The 25537-nt window shown below is 45.2% G+C and carries 20 protein-coding genes and 1 tRNA gene; 10 read left to right on the top strand and 11 right to left on the bottom strand.

The genetic code is table 11. The annotated features are described in order from the left end of the window. Positions 1-66: 66 nt before the first annotated feature. The 3 genes from VX941_03055 to VX941_03065 are packed head-to-tail and all read left to right on the top strand — an operon-like array spanning position 67 to position 3228. Positions 67-1581, top strand: a complete 1515-nt coding sequence (locus VX941_03055; protein MEE2932384.1) for a UbiD family decarboxylase — start codon at positions 67-69, stop codon at positions 1579-1581. A gap of 2 nt (positions 1582-1583) precedes the next feature. Further along, the gene (locus VX941_03060) at positions 1584-1874 is read left to right on the top strand and encodes a hypothetical protein (GenBank protein MEE2932385.1); all 291 of its coding nucleotides are present in this window, start codon (positions 1584-1586) and stop codon (positions 1872-1874) included. A 13-nt stretch (positions 1875-1887) separates the two neighbouring features. After that, complete coding sequence (locus VX941_03065) at positions 1888-3228, top strand: TldD/PmbA family protein (GenBank protein ID MEE2932386.1); 1341 nt, start codon at positions 1888-1890, stop codon at positions 3226-3228. Here VX941_03065 and VX941_03070 read toward each other — a convergent pair. After that, on the bottom strand, positions 3225-5597 hold the full coding sequence (locus tag VX941_03070; GenBank protein MEE2932387.1) for a transketolase: 2373 nt from the start codon (positions 5595-5597) through the stop codon (positions 3225-3227). The genes VX941_03065 and VX941_03070 overlap by 4 nt on opposite strands. A gap of 131 nt (positions 5598-5728) precedes the next feature. On the opposite strand from VX941_03070, the gene VX941_03075 reads away from it, so the two are divergent. Together VX941_03075 and infA are read left to right on the top strand one after the other, a co-directional pair. Continuing rightward, the gene (locus VX941_03075) at positions 5729-6202 is read left to right on the top strand and encodes an Lrp/AsnC family transcriptional regulator (GenBank protein ID MEE2932388.1); all 474 of its coding nucleotides are present in this window, start codon (positions 5729-5731) and stop codon (positions 6200-6202) included. Between the two features lie 83 nt (positions 6203-6285). After that, a complete protein-coding gene (gene infA, locus VX941_03080) occupies positions 6286-6504 on the top strand; it encodes a translation initiation factor IF-1 (protein MEE2932389.1) in 219 nt (72 codons plus the stop codon). On the opposite strand, the gene VX941_03085 is transcribed toward infA, so the two are convergent. The 3 genes from VX941_03085 to VX941_03095 form a co-directional block, all read right to left on the bottom strand. Next, positions 6505-8154 carry a glycosyltransferase gene (locus tag VX941_03085; protein MEE2932390.1) on the bottom strand — a complete coding sequence of 550 codons (1650 nt, stop codon included), beginning with the start codon at positions 8152-8154 and terminating at the stop codon, positions 6505-6507. 6 nt (positions 8155-8160) lie between these two features. Then, a complete protein-coding gene (locus VX941_03090) occupies positions 8161-9129 on the bottom strand; it encodes a sterol desaturase family protein (protein ID MEE2932391.1) in 969 nt (322 codons plus the stop codon). A 491-nt stretch (positions 9130-9620) separates the two neighbouring features. Then, positions 9621-10589 (bottom strand): threonine/serine dehydratase, encoded by a 969-nt coding sequence (locus VX941_03095; GenBank protein MEE2932392.1) that lies wholly within the window; start codon positions 10587-10589, stop codon positions 9621-9623. Between the two features lie 183 nt (positions 10590-10772). Here VX941_03095 and VX941_03100 point away from each other — a divergent pair, with 183 nt between their 5' ends. After that, entirely contained in the window at positions 10773-11570 is a 798-nt protein-coding gene (locus VX941_03100) for an SDR family NAD(P)-dependent oxidoreductase (GenBank protein ID MEE2932393.1), read from the top strand. On the opposite strand, the gene VX941_03105 is transcribed toward VX941_03100, so the two are convergent. Both VX941_03105 and typA read right to left on the bottom strand, forming a co-directional pair. After that, positions 11567-12394 (bottom strand): DUF547 domain-containing protein, encoded by an 828-nt coding sequence (locus VX941_03105; GenBank protein MEE2932394.1) that lies wholly within the window; start codon positions 12392-12394, stop codon positions 11567-11569. The two genes, VX941_03100 and VX941_03105, sit on opposite strands and share 4 nt — an antisense overlap. A 20-nt stretch (positions 12395-12414) precedes the next feature. Then, positions 12415-14223: a translational GTPase TypA gene (gene typA, locus VX941_03110; GenBank protein MEE2932395.1), complete on the bottom strand. Its 1809-nt coding sequence runs from the start codon at positions 14221-14223 to the stop codon at positions 12415-12417. A gap of 134 nt (positions 14224-14357) precedes the next feature. Between typA and leuC the strand changes: the two genes are divergently transcribed. After that, complete coding sequence (gene leuC, locus VX941_03115) at positions 14358-15758, top strand: 3-isopropylmalate dehydratase large subunit (protein ID MEE2932396.1); 1401 nt, start codon at positions 14358-14360, stop codon at positions 15756-15758. A gap of 10 nt (positions 15759-15768) precedes the next feature. Then, positions 15769-16398, top strand: a complete 630-nt coding sequence (gene leuD / locus VX941_03120) for a 3-isopropylmalate dehydratase small subunit (protein ID MEE2932397.1) — start codon at positions 15769-15771, stop codon at positions 16396-16398. 135 nt (positions 16399-16533) lie between these two features. Here the strand turns inward: leuD and VX941_03125 are convergent, their stop codons facing one another. From VX941_03125 to VX941_03135, 3 genes are all read right to left on the bottom strand, one after another. Continuing rightward, entirely contained in the window at positions 16534-17754 is a 1221-nt protein-coding gene (locus VX941_03125) for a CoA transferase (GenBank protein MEE2932398.1), read from the bottom strand. Positions 17755-18001: 247 nt separating this feature from the next. Next, positions 18002-18589, bottom strand: coding sequence for a cysteine hydrolase (locus VX941_03130; GenBank protein MEE2932399.1), 588 nt, complete (start codon positions 18587-18589; stop codon positions 18002-18004). Between the two features lie 642 nt (positions 18590-19231). Beyond that, on the bottom strand, positions 19232-20317 hold the full coding sequence (locus VX941_03135; protein ID MEE2932400.1) for an iron-containing alcohol dehydrogenase: 1086 nt from the start codon (positions 20315-20317) through the stop codon (positions 19232-19234). Between the two features lie 242 nt (positions 20318-20559). Between VX941_03135 and VX941_03140 the strand changes: the two genes are divergently transcribed. Then, positions 20560-21525, top strand: coding sequence for a hydroxymethylglutaryl-CoA lyase (locus tag VX941_03140; protein ID MEE2932401.1), 966 nt, complete (start codon positions 20560-20562; stop codon positions 21523-21525). A gap of 184 nt (positions 21526-21709) precedes the next feature. Here VX941_03140 and VX941_03145 read toward each other — a convergent pair whose 3' ends face one another. Both VX941_03145 and VX941_03150 read right to left on the bottom strand, forming a co-directional pair. Beyond that, positions 21710-23374, bottom strand: coding sequence for an acetolactate synthase large subunit (locus VX941_03145; GenBank protein ID MEE2932402.1), 1665 nt, complete (start codon positions 23372-23374; stop codon positions 21710-21712). A 202-nt stretch (positions 23375-23576) separates the two neighbouring features. Then, a tRNA-Leu gene (locus VX941_03150) sits at positions 23577-23663 on the bottom strand. A gap of 99 nt (positions 23664-23762) precedes the next feature. Between VX941_03150 and VX941_03155 the strand changes: the two genes are divergently transcribed. After that, complete coding sequence (locus VX941_03155; protein MEE2932403.1) at positions 23763-25532, top strand: tetratricopeptide repeat protein; 1770 nt, start codon at positions 23763-23765, stop codon at positions 25530-25532. Positions 25533-25537 lie beyond the last annotated feature (5 nt).

The following is a 25537-nucleotide window of genomic DNA, read 5'->3' on the forward strand; positions in this document are numbered from 1 at the left end:
TAAGTGGCATAATATTGCTAAAAAACAAATTTCGCTTCTAGGTTATTTTTGCACTAGTTTATTACCATGACTTACAATTCCCTTAGAGATTTTATTATTGACTTAGAACAACGCGGGCTACTAAAGCGAGTTAAAACGCCGGTTTCAACCGAATTAGAGATGACCGAAATACAAACTCGTTTATTAGCAGAGAAAGGTCCAGCAGTACTCTTCGAAAATCCACTCGGGGGTGATGGAAAAGAATTTCATGTGCCAGTGTTGGTAAATCTTTTTGGCACGGTGGAACGAGTGGCGCTTGGGATGGGGAGATCGCCCGAAGAGTTGCGAGAAGTGGGTAAGATGCTGGCCTTTCTTCGACAGCCAGAACCACCAGTGGGGATAGGCGACGCTTTGCAAAAACTTCCACTCCTCAAATCAATAATTGCTATGAGACCAAAAAAAGTTAAGGTGGCGCCGTGTCAAGAAGTACTGTTTGAGAGAGAAGAAATCGATCTAACACGATATCCTATCCAGACTTGCTGGCCCGATGAACCAGCGCCCCTTATAACCTTTCCGTTGGTTGTTACTCAAGGCCCTGATCCAATTGGAAATAAGTCAGACAGCTACAATCTCGGCATTTATCGCATGCAGGTAAAAAGCCGTAGAACTACTCTCATGAGATGGCTTGCTCATCGCGGCGGTGCGCAACAGGCCGCGCGCTGGACTGAGCAAAAAAGCGATCCCATACCAGTCGCAGCGGTGATCGGAGCCGACCCAGCAACATTACTAGCAGCAGTTACACCGGTGCCAGATACTATATCAGAATATCAATTTGCAGGCCTCCTAAAAGGGAAAAGTATCAGCTTAGTAGACTGCAAAACAGTCCCACTTAAAGTTCCCGCCGAAGCAGAGATTGTACTGGAGGGCCATGTGGATCTCAGCAATACAATGCCGGAAGGTCCGTATGGGGATCATACAGGTTATTACAATGCACAAGAGCCATTCCCAGTTTTCACTGTATCGGCAATAACACAGCGAGCTAATCCAATTTATCACTCCACTTTTACAGGGCGACCGCCAGACGAACCAAGCATACTCGGCGAAGCTTTGAATGAAGTTTTTATACCCTTATTTCAGCAACAATTTCCTGAGATAGTTGATTTTTGGCTGCCCCCAGAGGCCTGCTCTTATCGTCTAGCTGTTGTCGCAATTAAGAAAGCCTATCCCGGCCATGCGAAACGTGTAATGATGGCAGTCTGGTCTTACCTACGCCAATTTACATACACGAAGTGGGTGGTGGTGGTTGATGATACGATAGACACCAGAAATTGGAATGATGTTATATGGGCTATCTCGACACGAATGGACCCAGCTCGTGACATAACGGTTCTAGAGGATACACCGATAGATTATCTAGATTTTGCGAGTCCCGTTCCGGGCTTAGGCTCAAAGATTGGCTTGGATGCGACCGACAAGTGGCCACCAGAGACTAAACGTGACTGGGGCAGCACTATTCGAATGAGTGACACTGTCATCGAAAAAATTGATCAGATGTGGGATGAATTTGGCTTGCCTGGCAAGGGACGGGCCATATGGAAATGAACATGAATTCAACTGAGTTGCTTATTCCTGCTCTTTTTGGAGTTTTTGCTTTCTGGTTTGTATTTCACATTCGACGTCGCATGCGTTCAGCTGACAAGACTTTTGCCTCTACTCATAAAAAAATTACACGCCGACTGGCCGGCGGCGATGAAACGTTACAAACACAAGAGAAGGAGTCCAAAGTAATAACTACTGACGATTGGACCAGAGGCCGGCGTCAGGTGATCTTGTGTAGCGGTATTTTAATCTTAGTTGCAACATTTAGTGTTGTGTCATGCATTCGTACTGGTTAATGGGAGAATATTTGTGTGCGAGGAAACTTTCAACAAGTTGCAGTGTTTACTAAAAAAAGCCACTGGATTAGGCGCCGATGCTGCCGAGGTGGTTTATGTGCACCAAGAATCTTTAAGCCATTCTCAACGATTTGGGAAAACTGAAAACATAGAACGTGCAGAAAATGCAGATATAGGACTTCGTGTTTTTAAGGGCAAAAAACAGTCCGTGGTCTCCTCTTCAGATCAAACACCCAGCGCACTTAATAATTTAGCCGAGCGAGCAGTAGCCATGGCCAAAGCTGTTCCTCAGGATGAATACTGCGGCCTTGCTGACCCCGACCAGTTACAAAAAAAAGAGCCTCCAGAGCTAGAAATGTTTGATGAGTCAAAACCTGACACAAACACCCTTATTGAGTGGGCTCGATCTGCTGAAGGTGCTGCATTAGAAGTGAACGGAATTACTAATTCTGAGGGTGCAGAAGCTGGATGGATGCAGAGTGAAGTTTTGTTAGCAGCGACCAATGGCTTCGTAGGTAGCTACCGAAGCTCGTCCTTTAGCATAAGCGCATGCGTGCTCGGAGGGGAAGGGACTGCGATGGAGCGGGATTACGATTATACATCTGCTGTATTTAGGTCCGATTTAGATGACCCTGAGGCAGTAGGTCGTCGAGCTGGTGAAAGAACCGTGCGGCGGCTCAACCCCAGTAAACCGCAAAGTGCTAAAGTACCAGTGGTATATGAACCTAGGATCGCAAATTCCATTATTAGGCATCTGGCCGGTGCTATTAATGGAAGTGCAATTGCTAGGGGGACAAGTTTTTTAAAAAATGAATTAGGAGAAAAAATCCTCCCTGACAATATTTCCATTATTGACGATCCACACCGCAAACGTGGTCTCGCATCCAAGCCCTTTGATGCTGAGGGCTTAGAAAACCACCTAATTGAACTTGTAAAAGACGGGATTCTAACTGAATGGGTTCTTGATCTAAGATCAGCGCGGCAACTTGGCGTCCACAGCAACGGTCGTGCATCCCGCGGTACGTCCTCCCCTCCTAGCCCAGCAACAACGAATCTACACATGACACCAGGAACTAAAACACCAGAAGACTTAATTAAAGAAATTAAGCAGGGCTTTTACATTACCGACATGATGGGTTTTGGCATCAATGGGGTTACAGGCGATTATAGTCGCGGAGCTTCAGGCTTCTGGATTGAAAACGGTCAAATCACATACCCAGTGAGCGAAATGACAGTGGCGAGTAATTTAAAAGATATGTTTTTAAACTTAACACCCGCAAACGATCTCGAATTTCGTTATAGCACGAATTGCCCCACACTCCGTGTAGATGGGATGACAGTCGCTGGCAGTTAGTTTAATCGACGTAAGAAAATAGTTGCGGCAGCTTCCAATATTGAGTCCCGGTCTATCATGTGTTCTCGGTACAGTTGACTGATGGTTCCCGATTGGCCGTATTTTTCCACACCCAGTGCAGTGCATCGATATGACCCCACGGAACCAAGCCATGAAAGTGTTGCCGGATGACCATCCAGAACGGTCAAAATATCAGCATCACCAGCACAGGGTCTTAAAATTCTCTCAATGTGCGAAATTTCATTTTTACTTCGTTTTGCTTTAATCCAGTTTTGATGAAGAAGATCAGGCGAGGTTACAGCAAGCAGTCCCGCGCCTGGAGCGTCTTCAATAACCGCTGAATGAGCAGAAATCGCTTCAGGAGCAAGTGCCCCACAAAATGCAATTACTAAGTCAGCACCTGGAGATGGTGCCTTGACCCAATAGGCCCCAGCCGTTACTCCATCTATCAGTTCTTGGGTTACCTTCCTGTCCGGTTGTTGCACTGGACGGGTCGAAAGCCGCAAATATACTGAGCCCCCACCTTCACTTACTGGTGCTTGCATATGCCTAAAACCCCAAGCCATTATGATGCCCAACTCATCCACAAAAGCTGGTTCAAAATAGGAAAGGCGATCAAGGCCCATACCAATCAAAGGAGTGTTGATAGATTGATGTGCTCCACCCTCAGGCGCCAAGGTGACTCCTGACGGAGTGGACACCACCATGAAACGAGCGTCCTGATAACAAGCGTAAAGCAACGAATCGAGTCCACGGTTGATAAAAGGGTCATAAAGAGTTCCCACAGGCAATACCCTCGCGCCAAAAAGCGGTTCCGAAAGCCCCATTGCGGCAAGCATCAGAAATAAATTATTTTCTGCGATCCCAAGTTCGATATGTTGGCCTGAGTGAGATTTTGACCATTTCTGGAGTGATGCTACATCTTGTTCCTTGAATACATCTTTCTTGCCTTGCCGGTCAAAAAGTCCGCGCTGATTTACCCACCCACCGAGATTCGTTGAAACTGTCACGTCAGGTGACGTTGTGACGATGGCATCAGCCAGTTCGCTTTCAGTGCGCCCAAGCTGGTTCATTAGTTGGCCGAATCCCTGCTGAGTTGAACTTTGTGTGTTCGTGCGAATGTCGAAGTATTTTGGCACCTCCACCCTAGCTGCAACATGCCGACGATTCGAATCATCATTGAAAGACGCGGAAGCGAGAAATTGCTCGAGTCTTTCACCCCTTAGGTTCAAGCCAGAATCAAATGACCATTCTTCACCATCTTTGATACCCATTTCGTTTCTAAAAACGGCCATTTGCTCTGCGTTCATGAGGCCAGCATGATTATCTTTGTGCCCAGCAAAAGGCATACGATGACCCTTAATCGTGTAAGCTACAAAGCAAGTTGGATGCTCTGGGGATGCCTTATTAAAGGCCTCAAGCACGGACTCCATATCGTGGCCCGCTAAATTTGTCATCAAACTATGGAGAGCGTCATCATCGTGATTATCAAGTAACTCTTCCAAACCCGACGTGCCACGAAGTCCCTTTTTGAGATGTTTGCGCCATGAAGCGCCGGCCTTGTAGGTAAGTGCGGAATAAAGGTCATTCGGACAATCATCAATCCACTGCAGTAATGCTTCGCCGGCGGGACCTTTTCGGGCCTGCTCCAATTTTTTCCCATATTTTAGTGTTACTACGTCCCAATCCACCGTTTCGAAAAATCTCTGAATTTTCTGAAACAAGAGATCATTAACAACTCCATCGAGGCTCTGGCGATTATAATCTATTATCCACCAGAGATTTCGAACCTTGTGCTTCCAACCCTCAAGTAAAGCTTCAAATACATTGCCCTCATCGAGCTCCGCATCGCCCATCAGAGCAACAAATCGTCCCGGCTCAATATCATCGCCCATGCGCTTTTGATACTTAACGTAATCCTGAACCAAGGCAGCGCAGAGAGTAAACCCAACCCCGAGCCCTACTGATCCAGTTGAAATATCAACATCATCAGTGTCTTTAGTGCGGGAGGGATATGCCTGAGCCCCACCCATCGCGCGAAAACCCTGCAGATTAGAGACACTTTGTCTCCCGAAAAGATACATCAAGGCATGAAAGACAGGACTCGCGTGCGGTTTTATTGCGATTCTATCAGCCGGCCTCAAAATTTCCATAAAGAGTGCTGTAAGAAGAGTTACCGCTGAAGCGCAGGAAGATTGATGCCCCCCTACTTTTAAGCCATCGCGTCCTGGCCGAATATGATTTGCGTTGTGTATCATCCACGACGATAGCCAAAGCACCTTTTTTTCAATTTCACAAAGATCCGATAACCGCTCCTGTAAAAGAACCTTGGCTGTACCATTTTTTGAGAACTGGTGTTGTTCTGCCATGAGATTTTTCCAAAAGTGAAATATTAGTGGTTAATAATACTCCCAACTTAAGAGGAATTTCATTGCTTTAATTCCAATAATATGTTCATCCTTAGCAATGTTTAACCTATTTAGCTCCATAAAATACCGTTTTGTTTCAATTTGACATTATTGATTGCCGAATTCTCAATGTTCTGCAAGAGGATGCACAAATATCCAATGCCGAACTAGCTAAGCGCATTGGGATCTCTCCCTCTCCCTGCTGGCGAAGGGTAAAGAGACTCGAAAAGGACGGGGTTATCAAGCGCCGGGTTACATTGCTTGACCCTGCAAGTGTCGGCCTTCCCGTGAGTGTATTTGTACGAGTAAGCCTGGAACGCCAAATTGAATCCGCACTCGAAACTTTTGAGGATGCTGTACTGTCAAGGTCTGAAGTTATGGAGTGTTATCTGATGACGGGCGATTCTGATTATCTACTTAGAGTAGTTGTAGCCGACCTTGTTGCCTACGAAAAATTTATGATCAATCATTTAACTAGAATCAATGGCGTTGCTTCAATAAATTCTAGTTTCGCCCTCAAACAAGTAAAATATAGAACAGCGTTGCCGCTAGAAACGTTAGAATAGTTACCGAGAGAAAAGTAAACCTTGTTTTTTTCTCTGCCTTGCCTAATGTTCAGGAATTAACAATATGGCTGAAAGGAATGTACGTGGCCAAGGAGGAACCAATTGAATTTTCGGGCACAGTCACCGAGGTGCTGCCTAATGCTATGTTTCGTGTGACGCTAGAAAATGATCATGAAGTGCTTGCACATACTTCAGGGAAAATGCGGAAAAATCGCATACGTGTTCTCGCCGGTGACAGCGTGACCGTTGAAATGACCCCTTATGACCTTACCAAAGGGCGGATTACGTACCGGTTCAAATAATTATCTTCGCTCCAAAATACCTAGCTTTATTAACCAGGAAGCCGTACGCATAACTTGTGCTTTTGTTGAATTGCCAAGTTTTTTAGAAAGGTCGGCTAACGTAATGCCTGGGTTGTTCTTAATAACGTATAGAACAGTAGGTAGCTCCTTGGGTGGAACTAAAAGGGTTGGAGCGAAATAGTTCATTCTATGCTTTATAAGGCGAGTGAGAGCATTCGGAGACCCTTGTGATAGCTCCAATTGATCGTCCCACGAGAGTGTTGCAGACGAAAAGCCCTCAAACATTTGGAAAGGGTCTGGCTTTAAGGGGAAGGCAGAGCTCCCAACCTTTCGCTCCGCACTTTCTGGGTCAACCTTGCGTCGCTCCGCAAGCTCTGCGAATAATGCATCATATTGAGGAATCACCTGCTTCCAATCATACCTAGATTCTGCTCGTAAAATGCCGGCGTTACCCATACTCTGCCGCAGACTTTTATTTTCAATCAGCGTTACAAGCGCCGAAACTAATGCACGCACATCAACAGCTGTTGATTGGGAGACACCTGCTAAGTACTCCCCATAATTATCCTCTTCTGACAAATAACGGTGAGCTTGATCTACCCCATTACCAGGTGCCGGCATAAGCGTTGGGATCAGGAAACCCTCGACTCCGTGCGAAATTGCATCTCGATAACCATCCCAATCGCTGATTATTACTGGCAAACCCGAGGCCATTGCTTCGATCGGTGTAAGCCCAAAACTCTCCTGGATATTGTCTGAAGGAGATACAAAAATATCTGCCGCAGCCCACACACCTTCTGTGAATTCAGACTCTGTGTTTAGCACAAATGATACCATCGCCTTTTCGCAAAAGCTAGAAGCCGCGTCGCGGAATTCTGTTTCAAACTTTTCACTCTGAAAGTATCCATAGAAGACTAAGTGTATCTGCTTACCGGTTTCTTTAGCAGCCTGCTCTGCAGCCAAGAAAAGTGGCAAGGGATGTGCCTTCGCGAAATAACTCAGCCTACCTAAAAATAAAACAACCACCTGGTCTTTGCTGACACCCAAAATTTCCCTTTGCTTGACTCTTAAAATTGGATCACGGTTTTTAGAAAATTTTTGGCAATCGATACCGAGCGGGATCACAGGTGTCTGAATAGGGCAACGGATTCTAGAGTCAAATCGCTGCCCAAGATATTCCCGCCAGCCATTCCAAAGAGAATGGATTGAGTCCCGGATAGCCATTGAGGGGCAAATTATGGCATCCCAGCTCTGCAGAGGATTAGTAATACAATCACCAACCGCCTTCATTACGTTGGAGGTGGACATTGTATGACTCACTCCACATAAACTGTAAGCTCTCTGGCTACCTTGTCGCCGATTCCACGCCATATGCGCAATCGATGGCTCTGGTTTGAGTAGACAGCTAACCTTTGAAAATTCTTTAGCCTGCGTATCCGTTAAATGAATGCAAGAATCTGCTGATCGACCTGCATGTACTGCTTTCTCAACAAAAAATTGAAATAATTCCTCTTCTGGGGCTACGCACCACATTTTATCTTGGGCGGCGTATCTCAAAAAAGCGTCAACTATGCCGTCAACTGCTACCCGGATGCCGGTCACTTGACTATCGTGATGAATCGCATGGGTGAAATGAAGGGCTGTAGTCATTTTGAACTATGATGTTCTTAGATGTTTAGGACTTTTTTTTACTCTTAGGTTATTCATTGAGGATGCCTCTTTGGTAGGTGTCTCTGCTTGCTGTCGTTCCCAGACAAAGGGGATTTTTAACTGACCCCAAAAACTCTGTGGCATATAATCGTCAATCCCAATATTTGGTGATGGACGGCGGGGTGGGTTATAAAAAGTTCCAAAAAGTTGATCCCAGAGCACAAAATTTTCTCCATAATTGTTATTTCCTTCCCCTTTCGATCTCGAATGATGCCACCGGTGAAGTTCAGGAGTGTTGAAGATATAACTCAAAGGCCCAAAATGCATATCAATGTTACAGTGCGTGAGAAAGCCAATGAAAGGAGTTAACATAGCTGCCCACAACATCACAAACTCGGGTGCTCCGACCATTAATAACATCGCCTGACCAAGCGAGATACTTACCATAGCATCCAAGACATGGAATCGCCCGGTATTCACAAACCAGAGCCGCACAATACTGTGATGAACTGCATGGAATCGCCAAAGGATGGGCCATTCATGGGCACATCGGTGCGCCCAATAAAGTCCAAATTCAGCCACCAAAAGCCCTAAAACAATTTGGATTGCTGGGTGCCAGGTATTTGGCCACAGAACTCCCCCATTGTTACCAGCAACTTCCAAAATACCGATTATTATCAAACCTGCCCATATTTGTGCAGGCATTTTACTCAGAACTGTATGACCAAGGTCTGCAGCGATTTGACCATCGCTCTTCAACCAGACCTCCTCATGAGGAATCATTCGCTCCAAAACGCAAATAATTAGCGCGAGTGAAAAATAAGTGATGTTGAAATAAATTACCGGCTGACCTTTTGAGATCCCCAAATGGACCATCCATACACAAGCAATCACTAACGTAGGCCATGTGATAGACCTAATGAGATCACGAAACCATCCCGTTTTGTTATGAGTTACATCCTTTGTAATGGCCATATTGACTAACTCTTGAGAATTTTACTTTTCGCTACCAAGTTTGCATCTATACACACTAACCTTTTCACAGGGGTATTGTTAATTTGTGCGCGAAGGTGTCGCTTTCTGACCCCTCACTTCTTTTAACCTTAAGCCTACCGTTAGGAGTTATATTCTCAAGGTGGATACGAACGAGACTAACCCCTTCCTTTTTATGGAACTCGCCTTTCATTACACCACAATAACGTTGAGCAACCTTTTTAAACCTTTTAAAAAACTATTATAGTTATCATGTTAATCCCAGATTAGTGCGTCAACCATATACGTATGGCTGCATTTTTCGGAGCTCTATTGAATTATTAACAGGAGAGAAGTTAAAGGCTATAAATTTTTGAATGTTAACGCGATGTGTCATTTAATTCGGATATACATTGTCTCATTGCGTTAATCATCAGGGGTGTAATATGCCACAACGATCTCGCATAATAGGAGTCAATTCCGGGACAAAAATATTACGCACCCATCTTTAACATAACCTGTACGACGTCTTCCCCAACATTACCGCCCGTCAGAACAGCTACAGTCACAACTTTTGTGTTTACCCTTCCAGATAGAAATCCGGCTGCCGCAACCACACCTGCCGGCTCCCCAACCTGCTTTGCACGAAAAAGAATGGTTCGGAAAGCGTTAGCTATTTCTCGCTCACTCACTAGCACAATATCATCTAAATATGCTTGCAGATGTCTGAAGGGAAACTCGCCAGGTCTCCTCGCTGACAAACCATCAGCAATTGTATCCCAGTTATCAATTTCAACTGGCTTACCCTCCTTTACAGACAAAAACGCTGCATTCGCTTGTTCTGGTTGAATCCCGACCACACGCACGTCTGGACGTTGTAATTTGATTGCTGTCGCAACACCTCCTGCTACTCCACCACTAGAGACTGGCACCAATACCTGTTCTACGTCAGGACATTGCTGGAGGATTTCCATGCCTATCGATGCGTGACCGGCCATTAATGGTGGATATTCCCATGTGTCGATACTTTTCATCGCGCGATCCCGGGCTACACGATCAACCGTCGGTTGGCGACTCATAGCATCGCTACCGCAAAAAATTACCTCACCGCCATGCCCTTTAGTTTGTGCAATTTTATATGGACTTGTAGACTCTAACATTACCACTGCAACGGGAGTTTGCATTAATCGACCAGCATAGGCAAAGGCCTGGGCAAAATTCCCAGATGATGCCACAACTATGCCACCAACTCTATCGGCATCACTCAATGTTTGCATTGCAGTGAAGGCAGCGCGCACTTTATATGCTCCAGTAACCTGCATATTTTCACATTTAAGAAAGAGAGTTTCATTGCCGATTTCTTTCGCATCACGGGAGACAGGAACGATTGGAGTCGTTCGAATAACTTCCGGCAACTTGGATTGTGCTGTCTTAATATCAGCCAGACTTAAAAGGTCATTCATGGTTCTAATGCCAAAGCAATGTCTAAAAAAATAAATCAGTTAACAATAAAATGAAAAGATGTCGATTATCGAGAAAAGTAAATTACATTACCGCGCACCGAAAAGTGTAATATTGACGGAAAAGCATTTCTAAGCTCAATACTTTTAAAAACGAGTATAAAATACGTGGAGTGAATTTGCATAATGTTAAACGATGCTATGTCAAATATTCAATACGCCTGCGTCCTAATAACTGGCGCCACTAGCGGGATTGGAGAGAGTTTTGCGAGACTGTTGCCAACATCCACCAACTTAATCTTAACAGGGCGAGACAAACAAAAACTTGCTGAACTATCAGATCAGCTTTCAAATGATCATCGCACTGTGCAAACTATAGAGGCAAATTTGGCGACGGCTAGTGGCCGGTCAAAACTAATATCAAAAGTAAAGTCATCGCCCATAGACCTCCTTATTAATAATGCCGGCCTGGGATCATACGGTGCTTTCATTGAAACACCATTGGAACGAGAACGCGAAATGTTAGATGTCAACATCACAGCCGTCTTGGAGCTTAGCCACACATTACTCCCTAAGATGATCTCCCGTGCACGGAAAAATCATAGCCGAGCAGGTATGATTGTTGTGTCTAGCACCGCCTCCGTAATGCCTATCCCTTATCTATCCACATATGCTGCCACTAAAGCTTTCGAGCGTCATTGGGGCGAGGCTATAGCCGAGGAAATGAGGAAGGAACCAATTGACATTTTAGTTCTGTGCCCAGGCACAACCCGCACGCAATTTTTCGAACGAGCCGGTTTTTTTGGAACAATGCCAATGTCAATGGAGGAACCGAACGCTGTCGTTAAGAAAGCATTGGAGTCCCTAGGAAAACGAACGGTTTTAATAAGTAATAATATTATACGTCTTGCTCTCGCTCCGACAGTCCTGCCACGCCAGCTCTTCGCGCGAGGCATCGGCCAATTTTTCAGGCGGCAACGCTAAAGTTGGCCCTCATTTAAGCTCCAGTCATAGTTAAAATCTGTTATACTTTTATGTTGCCTAAGACGTTCTTTGAGACGCGGGTTTGCATATTTCAAAATGTGAAAGATTACACCGTCATCATCCCCTCCGAAGTCTTCCGCATACCACTGGTATAGTTTTGAAAGTATTAGTTGATCTCCATCATGAGATACTGCGCGTGGATGATTTATGAATTCCCTAGCCGCTGCCTCTAGTATGGCCGAGACATTCCGTCCGGTTAATGCTATCGGCTGCAAATTTGGGCAGCTAATAGAGGCACAGTTAATTAAATAATGAATTCGCGGATCTTGCCATATAGGCCTAAGTATTCTGTGCTCTATATCATTTAAACTTATAGGAACACCCTCCACATCAAATAATTTTTTGCCCCATGGTCCGTTAACAAAGAACCCTGGTGAGATGTCGACTTCTTTGATAGATTTAATAGGGTAATTCTCGATTACCAGCCTAACGATAAGCGCATTATAGAGGTTTAGCCAATAAGCAAGCTGTTCGGATCTTCTGTATCGGCTGATGGTAACCGCTCCCAGAAATTCTATATAATACTTAAGATTCTTACGGTCTGCATGGGGCACATTAGCATAATCGATCCGGTTTATTCCATCTCGGCCAACCAAAACATTCCGACTTAGGAAGGCGTTCCATGATTGATGGTCAATGATAAATTGTGACTGTGGATCGTGTTCTAACCACCGCTTCCACAGCTGTTTTTTTGGTGCCGCTTCGCTTATTGAAGTAAAAAAAATGACACCCCAACATACTAAAAGAATAATATGCCGAGCCATATCAAAGCCCACAACTTAAGCTATTTTCGGGCTTTGCGCTTGCGTTCATGTGGGTCAAGATATCTCTTTCTTATTCGAATAGCACCGGGTGTCACCTCAACCAGTTCATCATCGGCTATGTATGCCAAAGACTGTTCCAAACTCATGGTGGTTGCAGTTGTAAGCGTTACCGCATCATCTTTCCCAGAGGCACGAATATTTGTCAGTTGCTTTGTTTTCGTAGGATTGACTTCGAGATCAAGACCTCGCGCATGTTCACCGATTATCATTCCTTGGTATACAGGCATTCCAGCGCCTATGAATAACGCGCCGCGTTCCTCAAGGTTCCAAAGTGCATATGGGACTGATTTACCAGTTTCTGTCGAAATCATTACACCGGTTCGACGCGTCTCAATCTCTCCCTTGAAAAGTTCATAACCATTGAACAATCGGTTCATAATACCGGTACCTCGAGTATCCGTCAGAAATTCACCGTGATATCCGATTAGCCCCCGTGAGGGCGCTATAAAGGAAAGCCGCTGTTTTCCAGCGCCCGAGGGGCGCATATCTTGCAATGTTCCCTTGCGTTTATTCATTTTTTCAACAACAACGCCCGAGAATTCTTGGTCAAGGTCGATCACCACCTCCTCTACAGGCTCGATGACGCTACCTTCTTCGTCCTCTTTAAATAATACCCTTGGACGGCTTATTGAGAGCTCATAGCCTTCACGACGCATTGTTTCAATTAGGACAGCTAATTGCAACTCCCCACGCCCTGCAACCTCGAAAGCATTTTGGTTATCAGTTTCCGAAATACGGATGGCAACATTTCCCTCGGCCTCACGTTTCAGTCGGCTCCATATCATTCTAGACGTAACCTTATCACCGTCTTGTCCCGCAAGTGGGGAGTCATTTATTGAAAATGTCATTGCAAGCGTGGGAGGGTCGATAGGTTGCGAAGGAATTGGCACATTATAGTGATTATCACAGATTGTATCCGCAACTGTGGCACTCTCAAAACCCGCAATAGCAACTATGTCGCCGGCTTCGGCCTCCTCAAGCGCAACCCTCTCGAGCCCCCGAAAGGCGAGTACTTTTGTAACTCGAGCCTCTTCTACAACGTTAGCATCACGTCCCAATGCCTTGAGGGTCGTATTTGGTCTTAAGCTCCCGGCAACAATCCGACCTGTAAGGAGCCTGCCAAGATAAGGGTCAACCTCAAGCGTAGTGGCTAACATCCGAAAATCGCCATCATTTTGAATTTCTGGGGGGCTCACATGGTCACGCACCATGTCAAATAATGCTGACATATCCTCCCGCTGTCCTTCGATGTCGCGCGCACACCAACCTTCTTTCGACGACCCAAAAAGCACAGGAAAATCAAGTTGACTTTCATCTGCATCTAAAGCTGCAAAGAGGTCAAATATTTCGTTGTGAACTCTGTCGGCCTCTTGTTCAGGTCGGTCAACTTTGTTGATAAACACAATCGGCCTGAGGCCCAACGAAAGTGCCTTTGAAAGTACAAATTTGGTTTGTGGCATGGGGCCCTCAGCCGCATCCACAAGCACTACCACACCATCAACCATCGACAGTATCCGTTCTACTTCACCACCAAAATCTGCATGCCCGGGTGTATCGACGATGTTAATAAGGATCCCATCGCGTTCGACTGAGGTACATTTTGCCAAAATCGTTATACCGCGCTCTCGCTCCAGATCATTAGAATCCAGGGCTCTCTCCGCAACATGTTGGTTTTCACGGAAAGCGCCTGCTTGCTGTAACAAACAGTCAACTAACGTCGTCTTCCCATGGTCGACATGTGCAATAATAGCGATATTACGGAGATCCATAGTTGGGATATACCGATGCAACACACTTATCGCAAGCGAAGCTTTTGAATAATTCAATTAAAAACGATGTCGGAACTTGCCCTAGTTACCCAGCTGGGCGATAAATATAGAGAGCAAGGAGACAAAGTATAATCATGCCAGGCAAAACACTATTTGATAAAATATGGGATAGCCATGTAGTAGCTGAGGAGGAAGGCGAAACACTTGTTTACGTTGACCGCCTATTGGTACATGAGGGATCGCGGCATTCTTTTACAATGTTACGCAACATCGAGATGCCCCCATACAGAGCAGAACAGGTATTCGGCTTTGCCGATCACTACATGCCAACGGAGACTACAGAGGGCGGCATCCCCGGAGTAAGAGATAATAAAATTCGCGGAATGCTTGAACTTATGGAAAAAAACACATCTGAAGTTGGTGTGCGCTATTTCGGATTTCATGACCCTGATCAAGGAATTTTACACGTAGTTCCGCCGGAACAGGGTATTTCGCAACCCGGTATTTTTCTGTGCGGAGCAGACTCACACACATCGACACATGGGGCGTTTGGTAGTATCTCTTTTGGAGTTGGAGCATCAGAGGCAGGGCATATCATGGCTACTCAATGCCTGTGGCAACAACGGCCTTCCCCCTTAAGAATAAATATTGACGGAACTCTGCCGTTTGGAGTCCATGCCAAGGACATAATATTAGGGGTCATTGCAAAATTCGGAGTTGGGATCGGTGTGGGTAAGGCAATCGAGTTTGCCGGTTCTTGCATACAGACCATGAGCATGGAACAACGAATGACAGTTTGCAACATGACAATTGAAGCAGCTGGCCGGATGGGCATGATCGCTCCAGATGAAACAACATATGAATATATAGAGGGTCGACCTTACGCACCAAAAGGGGAACTATGGAAAGAGGCCGTCGAATATTGGGGCTCGCTACCCAGCGACGAGGATGCTGTATTTGCAGATGAAAAAACACTTGAAGTTGAGAAATTGGATCCAATGGTTACCTGGGGGACTAATCCGGAAATGACGTTGCCGATCACCGGGACTATTCCCTTTCCCGAAGATGCTGAAAATGAAGACCAGCGTCGCGAAATTCAAGGAGCACTCGATTATATGGACCTTCAACCGGGCATGGGCATGGAAGAAATAGAAATTGAGCGAGTTTTCATAGGATCCTGTACAAATTCACGTATTGAGGACATACGCGCCGCAGCAGAAGTCGCAGCAAAAGGTACTGCGAAGGTTGAAACTTGGGTGGTCCCGGGATCAAAGTCGATTAAGCGCCAAGCAGAAGCAGAAGGTTTGGATCAGATTTTTACTAAGTCCGGTTTCGATTGGCGCGAACCCGGATGTTCACTTTGCACCGCATTAAACGGTGACTTATTGAATGATGGGCAACGCTGTGTCTCAACATCAAACCGCAACTTCAAAGGACGTCAGGGGCCGAACGGTAAAACACATCTCGCAAGTCCCGCTATGGCTGCAGCCGCAGCAATAACCGGCAAACTCACCGATGTTCGTAACTTGGAGTAACTGAATTAGAATGAAGTCATTCACAAAATTAACCGCGATCGCATGTCCATTTGATGAAATCAACGTAGACACTAATCAACTTTGTCCTACTCGGTTCAATAAGCTTCCTATCGGGGATCCGTATTTAAAAAAGGTAATGTTCCATGACCAACGCTTTACTAACGATGGCAAGCCAAGAAATACCGATTTTATATTCAATCGAGAGCCCTATAAAAAAGCAGAAATTATAGTTGCCGATCACAACTGGGGGATTGGGTCAAGTCGTGAGAGCGCAGTTTACGCCATGGCATCATTCGGTATAAAATCCGTCATCGCAGCTAGTTTTGGTGATATCCACTATAATAATATGACTAAGAACGGGTTGTGCCCTGTACAGCTAAGCCAAGAGGCATGCCATGAGCTTCGCTCGCAGCTTTTTAAAAATATTGGCGCCAAAATAACTGTGGACCTCGAGGAATTAAAGGTCATAGCGCCTGATGGAACTGAGTATGAATTCAATATGCACCCACTTAAAAGGCGCTGCCTTTTAAAAGGTTTGGACGACATCTCTCTTACAAAGCAGTATATGGATGCAATTAAAGCTTTTGAAGCAAACCATCATAAGTCAAAGCCTTTCATGAAGGTGCAAAAGCCAACTTAGCTTCTGTTTTGGAAGGAGATAGAGCGAGTTTCATCTGATAGGATATATTTCAGTTTGAAAATACAAGGGGCAATGACACCATCCCATTCTGCGTAACCTACTCGCGTATACTAATTTTCATATCAAAAAAGAAGATCACGCTTCCTCCGCGCCAACATCCTTTGCAAAATGCTCTGCCTCATCTCTTTCCCAACTAAGCCAATCTACTAACACTTCTGCTGTATGCTGGCCCAAGAGTGGTGGAGGAAAAAATTCCGGCTCTTCCATAGTCGTTATCCAAGGGGGCCCAATAATGCGTATCCGCCCGGATTTTGGGTGGTCAAATTCTCTTATAAGACCCCTGTGAACTACCTGGCTATCCGCATGAGCCCCACCATAATCTAAAACTTTGGAGACAGGCACACGCTCTGCATCCAATAGTTTAATCCATTCATCAGCCGTGCGTGTCTGAATTATCTCCCGGACCATCTCATTCACTTCATCCCGCCGTTCTGCCCGCTGAGCAGAAGTGCGTAGGCTTTCATCCAGTATCCATTCCGGCTTACCAAGCGCACGACAAATTCCTGACCAAAACCCATCATGATGGCAGATTATGCTGACATACTGGCCATCATTAGCCCTGTATATATCGGCAGGCGCGCGAAGGGGGTTTGCATTACCCACTCTAGGGGGTTGCTCATTTGCGTTTAGCGTTTGCCCCATACGTGGGCCAAGCGCTGCTATCATAGCATCCTGCATGCTTATATCGATATGCTGCCCCTCGCCATCTCTTTCTGCTACGCGGATTGCATTTACTATCGCATATGCAGCGTTCATTCCAGCAATAGCATCCGCCACTGGCGCACCAATTTGCATTGGCTCTCCAGAGGGTTCGCCCGTAACACTCATTAACCCAGAAGCAGCTTGGATAATTGGGTCAAGTGCGGGCCTATTACAATTTGGCCCAGTCTGTCCGAAACCCGAAATCGAGCAGTAAACTAGACGTGGATTAACAGCTTTGAGCTTATTCCAGCCGAGCCCTAAAGCTTCAACTTTCCCCGGAGCATAATTTTCAACGAACACATTAGCCTCTCCCACAAGTGCTTGGGCAATTTTCTGATGACGCCGATCCTTTAAATCGAGTGCAATACTCTTGCGTGACCTATTGTTTGCAAAAAAATAGTCTTGATCTTCTGATTTTCTGCCTTTGTAAGGACCCATGTGACGAGTATCATCGCCAATGTGGGCGCGCTCGATTTTAACTAATTCCGCCCCCATATCAGCTAACATTGTCGAACAAAATGGCCCAGCAATTACTTGGGTCATATCAACCACCCGAATGCCATCAAGTGGCGGGAGTCTTTTTCTCTCATCCATTCCTAGCAACCTTTCCATGACAGTCGGCATATCGCCCGAGAAACATCAATTCTCTGTTTCAAGTGTTCACTATGCAGCACCCGATAACCCAGATCTCACGTAGGATGCACTTGTTCGTAGTAATTCATATTTCAAAATCCGTTTCGCTATTTCTTATATTCCCCGATAACTTACAGGGCATATTCAACTAATGTTATTTAAAGCCGTAGCACTCATACTTTAGTTATCGCCGGAAGCTGGTGCAGCTCTAATCATCCAAGTGATATTTGAAATCCACTTTGTCACTCTTAGTTATAGAAGCAAACCTCTTACAGATATGAAGCACTGCTTGATGATCATCCTCTGAGCCGGCGCAACAGCAATCCTCTATAATCGTTACTACAAAATCCCGATCATGGCCTTCTTTAGCCGCCGATAGAACAACCCCAGACGTCGAAATACCAGTTATATAAATATTCTTTACGCCTTGCGCTTTAAGAAGCGGGTCCATGCGGGTTCCATAAAATGGGCTTACGCGGTGCTTGATGATATCAAAGTCACCATCTTTCGGTGATAGATCGGGGTGCACTTCAGTTCCCCATGTCCCAAGCTTAAATCGCCCGGCCTTCATAGCGCCGGTAAACAATGGAGAATTTTCGGAAACCTCACGATAATCAGAGGAAAAACCAATCCGAATAAAACCAATTTGAATGCCAGCCTCGCGAGCCTTATCTATTGTAAAAGCATTGTTTTCAATAATTTTGCGCCGCTTCACCTCCATTAAATATGGGCTGGGACCACCTTCGTGGACGAGATCATTTATCATATCTCCTATTAACAAGACTGACTTAGCCATACATTACTCCCATATATTATTAACGCATCCAAACCGACGATGGTCATGGTTCCTATTATTTCTCTATCCCGGATTTTTTTGCCCAGCCATCACTGCAACTAAGAAAGTGATATTGATGGATCCCTCATCTCAAATATTTCAATATGTTTTTGTATGCCCGTGGTTGATAATTACACTTTTTCAATTCTTTCTTCAGCGATATATGACTGACAGAACAAGCGAACATAAACCCAACACGATGGCAACACCCAACCCAAACCAGACAATAATATTCCAAACTGACGTTTCGTGCACGCCGCCAATTATATAATCAATATAATTCATTACAGCCTTGAAACTCGATCTAGCTCTGCTCATTTTTTGCCCATGGGCCAGCCCGGACCCACTTAGATAAGCTAATGCAAATGCCAGCATAGTCGGTCAGCCTGCACAAATTCGAGGCGAAAAACCTATAAACAAGCTTGCTATTTCTCTAATTATGTTTCTTAACAAATAATGTACGGCGTCGCGCACTGACGCAACAGACGAAGGCATACTGTGGGATAAATAACCTTTTTTGTTGTGGCAGTTCTTATCAATCCCTAGCATTCAAGCGTCGAGTTCAAAGAAAGGTTAAGAAACAGTTTTGGCGCTAGTATTAAATTATGATGATTTGGGATTACCAAGAAAATTTTGGCCTTTTATGCCAGATGCAGCATCCATGACCATTTTGTCCCATTCACTCTGTGATGGCCCATATGTAGTTGGGTTACGGGACACTCCCAATCTATCGAAGAACTCTTCAAAATCACGAACGCCAGTGTCAAGATTATCACCAAATATTGCTTTCAGACTTACATCGCAATTACGATCAAAACCTATTGACCAGCTCATTACCATCGGCAAAGAGAAACCACACGCTATACCGTGCGGAATTCCGTAGTTTAGTGACAATCCATAGGATAATTGGTGTGCGATCGACGTACGCGTCTGTGAAAGGGCAATGCCTGCTTTCATTGCAGCTGCAGACATCGTCTTCCTCAGATCTAGGTTAGTTAGGTCATCGACCAACAGAGGAAGACACCGTATTACATCACGGGCCGCTTGTTCTGCAATTGGCTGAGTTATGAAATTTCGCTTGGTTTGCCATATACTCTCCAGAGCATGGCTCAGTGCATCAAGACCGGTCGAGATTGTCTGATCTCTAGGAAGAGTGAGAGTGAGTTCTGGATCTACTATGGCGTAATCAGGAAAACCATAATTAGAGCGCACACCCCATTTGCCTCCGTTTGCACGGTCCCAGATAACAGCACCAAGCGACATCTCCGAACCAGTACCTGCGTTGGTGGGCACCGCTATGACACAAGGTTTTTTGAGTTCGTCAGCGCGCCCACCGCCGGTGATCAAATGTTCTTTGAGAAGCGTCCAATCACCCCCGGATACTGCAAGTGCTTTCGCAGTATCTATGGCAGACCCACCGCCAAGGCCTACAAAAACTTCAGGCAAATATGGAAGTTTTTTCAATGCCTCACACCCAGCCTCAATTTCTGGAAAGTCAGGGTTAGCTTTTACATTATTAATAATGATTGCTGCACTTCTACCAGCATCTTCCAGCCGGCGAACGAGTTGCATTGAAAATTCCTCATCGTAAGTTACGATTGCATAAACCCGATCTGCAATAAGTTCCGGCAACTTATCAAAGCTACCAGGTCCAAAAACCGCTTTAACCGGATTATAGAATTCATTCATACAGCAACCTCCGCGTTACCCTCCACCGGAGTTTCAATGTCATTTGAAACCTAGGTAACATTCATATATTGGAATTTCTTGTTTCGCCCATAGTTTCACAAAACGCCCTAAAATATTTTGATAGCGGCGTCTGCGAGGTTTACCATATACTTTTGTGGCAATATAGGTGTTTGCCAAGTTTTTGCACTTTTCTCGACACGAAGGTGAATCCCGTAACTTATTATTGTATGTTGGAGTGAAAAATGAGTGATTATCCAAAATACGTGCACATATCAGAAGAGGGCCCTAGGGAAGGCTTTCAAATAGAGAAGGGTCCAATATCAACAGATGATAAAATCCGTCTTATAAACTCACTGTCAAATACTGGGCTTAAGCACATCCAGATCTGCTCATTTGTAAATCCAAAGCGAGTTCCAGGCATGGCTGATGCCGCAGCAGTGGCTGACGGAATTATGGTAAACCCCAAAGTTGAATATTCGGCTCTTTGGTTTAATGAACGCGGCCTCGAACAAGCAATGGCATTCCAGCACTTGAGTGTAGACCTAAAAATCACTTTGTATGCTTCTGAGCATTTCTTAATCAGCAACTTGAACCGAGACTTTAAACAACACCTAGAAAAAACACGCGCGCTTATCAAATTCTGTTTGAAAAAAAATGTTTCTGTAACTCGGGCTGGCATTAATGCCGCATTTGGCTGTAATTTTGAGGGAGACGTTTCTGCAAAAAATCTTTTGCAAGCGGTGGACAGCACGCTTTCCCTAGCTCAAGAATTTGAGCTGAATATTGAATCTTTTAGTTTAGCAGACTCAATGGCCTGGGCCACACCGCTAAGCATCAAGCGCGGCGTGGGGGCGGTGAAAGATAAATACCCCGACATGCCCATTAGGTTGCACCTTCACAATACTCGAGGAATGGGGATCGCAAATGCTTATGCTGGCTTGGAGATGGGCGTTGACAGATTTGACTCATCCATAGCTGGGTTAGGCGGATGTCCATTTGCAAAGCATCAAGGTGCGGCTGGTAATGTTTCTACTGAAGACCTCGCATTTATGTGCAGTGAAATGGGTATTGAAACCGGTCTCGATCTTGATGCATTGATTGAGGCCTCGAATGTAGCTACCAAAGTTGTTGGCCATGACACTCCAGCGTGTGTTGCCAAAGGTGGATCATTAGCAGCAATCAGGCAGCGGCTTAATGTAACGCCCTAAGGTAATAAACCTAATGCTTATTGTTTTTGCTTACATCTTGTAGGCCAAGTAGGAACGTGGAAACGTGCTACAGATTGAAAAGGGTGCACACAGCGCGACAGTTGCTGAGGCGGCCTAGGCGTTGGTTCGGGCTCCCACTGAATCACATAACTGTTATTTAATATAACAACAACAGATTACAGCATTACATTTTAACAGATACGTTTCCAAGTCGCTCTGTTAGCTTCATATTTTCGCTATAATCTACAGGGACAGCAACCAACGCGGGGCCGTTTTGATTAAATGCAGCCTCGAGAGCCGGACACAGTTCTTCTGGTTTCTTAATCTCAGTGCCCCACATACCATAAGCCTCAGCTAACTTTCTAAAATCGGGATTGCCGAATTTTAAATTACTGTGTCTACCATTAAATCCTACCTGTTGCTTCCATTTTATCAGTCCGTATTCACCATCAATCCAAACCATGGCCACAATATTAAGTTTTAGCCGAACCGCGGTCTCTAGTTCCTGAAGGTTCATAGCAAAGCCAGCATCGCCGGAAATCGATAGAACCTTTCGTTCTGGGAATGCCAACTTTGCACCAATTGAGCCAGGCATTGCGAATCCCATGGTGCAAAACCCGTTTGAAATGAGGCAAGTGTTAGGTTCCTTGCATTGATAATATCGTGCAATCCACATCTTATGAGCCCCGACATCCGATAACAGAATATCGGAATCACCCATAAATTTACGTACATCGTAAATGATGCGCTGTGGCTTCATCGGAAAAGATAGGTCATCTTTTTCTGCGATGAAATCATCAGCCATATTTTTGCGCAGGCTCGCACGACCTTTAATGTCAAAAAGTGGCAGCTTTGCCTTATATCGCGTCTCAAGCATTTCGTTGATCTGCCATAATGCATCGGCAAGATCAGCAATAACCTCAATCGTTGGGACATAATCCCTATCTACTTCGGCTGGCAAAAAATCAATGTGGACAATACGCTTCGATCTTTTATTTGTGCGGTTCCATGCCGAAGGAGCATATTCAACAAGATCGTACCCACAAGAAATGATTAAATCTGAGTCGTCGAATGCCAAGTTATTATAATCGCCAGAGCCTAATCCCATGGTGAAAAGACAGTGTTCATCATCCATGGGAATCGCGCCCTTACCCATGAATGTGTTTACAACGCCAATACCTGTATTATGAGCAAGACGTTTTAGTTGAGCCGCAGCACGTTTGCGAATAGCTCCATTTCCTGCTAGTATAATTGGTTGCTTGGCATTTACTATTAGCTCAACCGCCGATGCTACTGCTTTATAATCAGCACCAGGACGACGCACCTTAGTGGGCACCATCGGCATACCTTCGACTTCCTCCTTTGCTACATCTTCAGGTAGCTCGAGCACGCAAAGCCCCGGCTTCTCAGTCTCAGCAATTTTAAAAGCTTTCCGAACACATTCTGTAATATTACTTCCCGCAACAATGGTTTGTGTCCACTTGCTAATTGGCTCCACCATTCGAATCGAGTCCATTATTTGATGGCTTTCTTTATGCAACCGCATAGTTGAGCCTTGGCCGATTATGGCAATTACGGGCGCCCGGTCCATATTTGCATCAGCCAAACCTGTAACCAAATTGGTGGCTCCCGGGCCCAAAGTAGCAAGGCACACGCCAGCTCTACCAGTCAACCGACCGTAAGCATCTGCCATAAAGGCAGCTGCCTGCTCGTGACGACAGAGGACAAAGTCAATGTTACTGTCCATCAGTGAGATCATCATATCGGCGTTTTCCTCGCCCGGCACGCCAAAGATACGCTCCACACCCTCCGCCTCAAGACATTGCACAAATAGATCAGAGGCTTTCATGTATATCATCCTTCCCTAGAACAATATTGAACCATATTTCAATTACAAGCAGCTGATAAAACCAAAGTAATATCGCCAAATTCGAGTTCCCTTGATAAACAGTGATGGCAAACAAACAACAACCTAGGCGTTTCGGTGATTAATTAATAAATGATTTTTCAAAGGAAAATCTTGGGTCTACCTCCCATGGTTGAACCAAGAATGGTGCCCCCAGAGAGACTCGAACTCTCACTCTGTTGCCAGAACTGGATTTTGAATCCAGCGCGTCTACCAATTCCGCCACAGGGGCCTCGTTCGCTATTTGTTTACATAATACTTGTGCATATTGTTGGGTCAATAAAACAAAGCAGAAGCACATTTCAAGAAAAGCCGTTAACCTGTTGAAATTATGACTGATGAGATAAAAATAAATGATACGGCAACCGATGTGGCTAATGTGTTTAAAGCAGCGCTTGATCTCCACAAAAATGGCAGCCCAGCTGCAGCAGTGCCATTATACAAAAAAGCTATTGACGCCCTGCCTAATAATGCACAAATCCATTGCCTGCTAGGCGTTGCACTTAAGCAATCTGGGCAATTGCGTTTTGCCATAGAAAAATTAGAAAAAGCCGTCGAGCTAGACCCGCTCCGGGCTGATTTTCTCGCAGAATTGGGAATTGCTTGCGGGGACGCTGGAGATGTCGGCAAAGCGGTGAGATGCCTAAGAGAAGCAGTGCCAAGGCTCACAGCCCTTGGCAAAGAAGATTTTGTTGTTCTAACAGCGCTGGGGGACGCCTGTTTTACGCTGGGTTTCTGGACTGAAGCAATTGAGCATTATCGTTCAGCTTTAAAGAAGAAAGTCACCGATCAGATGACGCACCTCAACGTTCAACTTAATATTGGTGTTGCACTGCACCACCTTGAGAGAAGAGCATGTGCCATAAAGTCCTATGAGACTATCCTATCAGTTGATCCACGCCATGTAGGGGCATTAACAAACCTCGGTGTTGCACTTCAGGAGGATAAGAATTTTGAAAAATCGTTAGTTATGTTATTGAAAGCGGCTGAACTCATGCCCGGCGATCCTCTTATCCTAACCGATTTAGGTGTCACCCTCACAAAGCTGAATAGAACAGATGAGGCAATTGCAAAGCTTACTCTCGCCCTGAATGAGGCTCCAGATTGCGCAAAAGCTTGGAGTAACCTTGGGAATGCATACCAAGCTCAAAACAAATTAGCCGAAGCATGGGAAGCGCATCAGAGAGCCGTTGATTTAGAACCGAATAATCCTGAGCTTCATTGGAACCTGGCTATGACGTTGCTGTTAGCTGGTGAATATGAGCAAGGGTGGGCGGAATACGAGTGGCGACGCAAAAAGCAACCCCCAACTTTATCCCCGAGATCTCCCGAATGGCAGGGTGGTCCGCTTTTTGGGAAAAGCATATTGTTATTGGGAGAACAAGGCGCCGGCGATACTATCCAATTCTCGAGGTATGCATCTATTCTTGAATTGGAGGGAGCGCGTATAATATTGCAAGTGCAAACCAGCTTACAGAAGCTTTTATCCACACTGAGTCCAAATATTACAGTCCTTGGACCATCTGATCCACTGCCCAAATGTGACTTTCAAACACAACTGATGAGCATTCCTTACAAAAGAAAAGAAAGGTTCGAAAATCTGCCTACCTCTATTTCTTATCTTTCCGTTCCCCCTGAACCCAAAGTACTTTTGCCCAATAAAAAAAGTGGAATAAGAAGGATTGGAATTGCATGGTATGGTAATCCAAATCACGATAATGACCACAATCGTTCCTGCCCGTTTGATGAGCTGGCACCACTCTTCGAATTAGAAAAGATAGAATGGGTATCGTTACAAAAAGAACCTATGCCTCAGAAAGCTACGGAGATGATAGATCCTTCGAATCAGTGTCACTCATTCGCAGATATGGCTGCGATAATAAGCCAATTAGAACTTGTCGTGAGTGTTGATACTGCGATTGCTCACCTTGCCGGGGCACTTGGCAGCCCTGTCTGGATAATGTTGCCGTACTCGCCAGATTGGAGATGGTTGACAAGGCGTAAAGACACGCCTTGGTATCCCAGTGCTCGGCTCTATAGGCAACTTTCCCCTGGAAATTGGAATTCAGTTATTACATCTATCAAATCTGACTTGAATTAGAAAGT

It is taken from the genome of Pseudomonadota bacterium, assembly GCA_036339585.1.
Taxonomy (GTDB): Bacteria; Pseudomonadota; Alphaproteobacteria; order UBA8366; family UBA8366; genus UBA8366.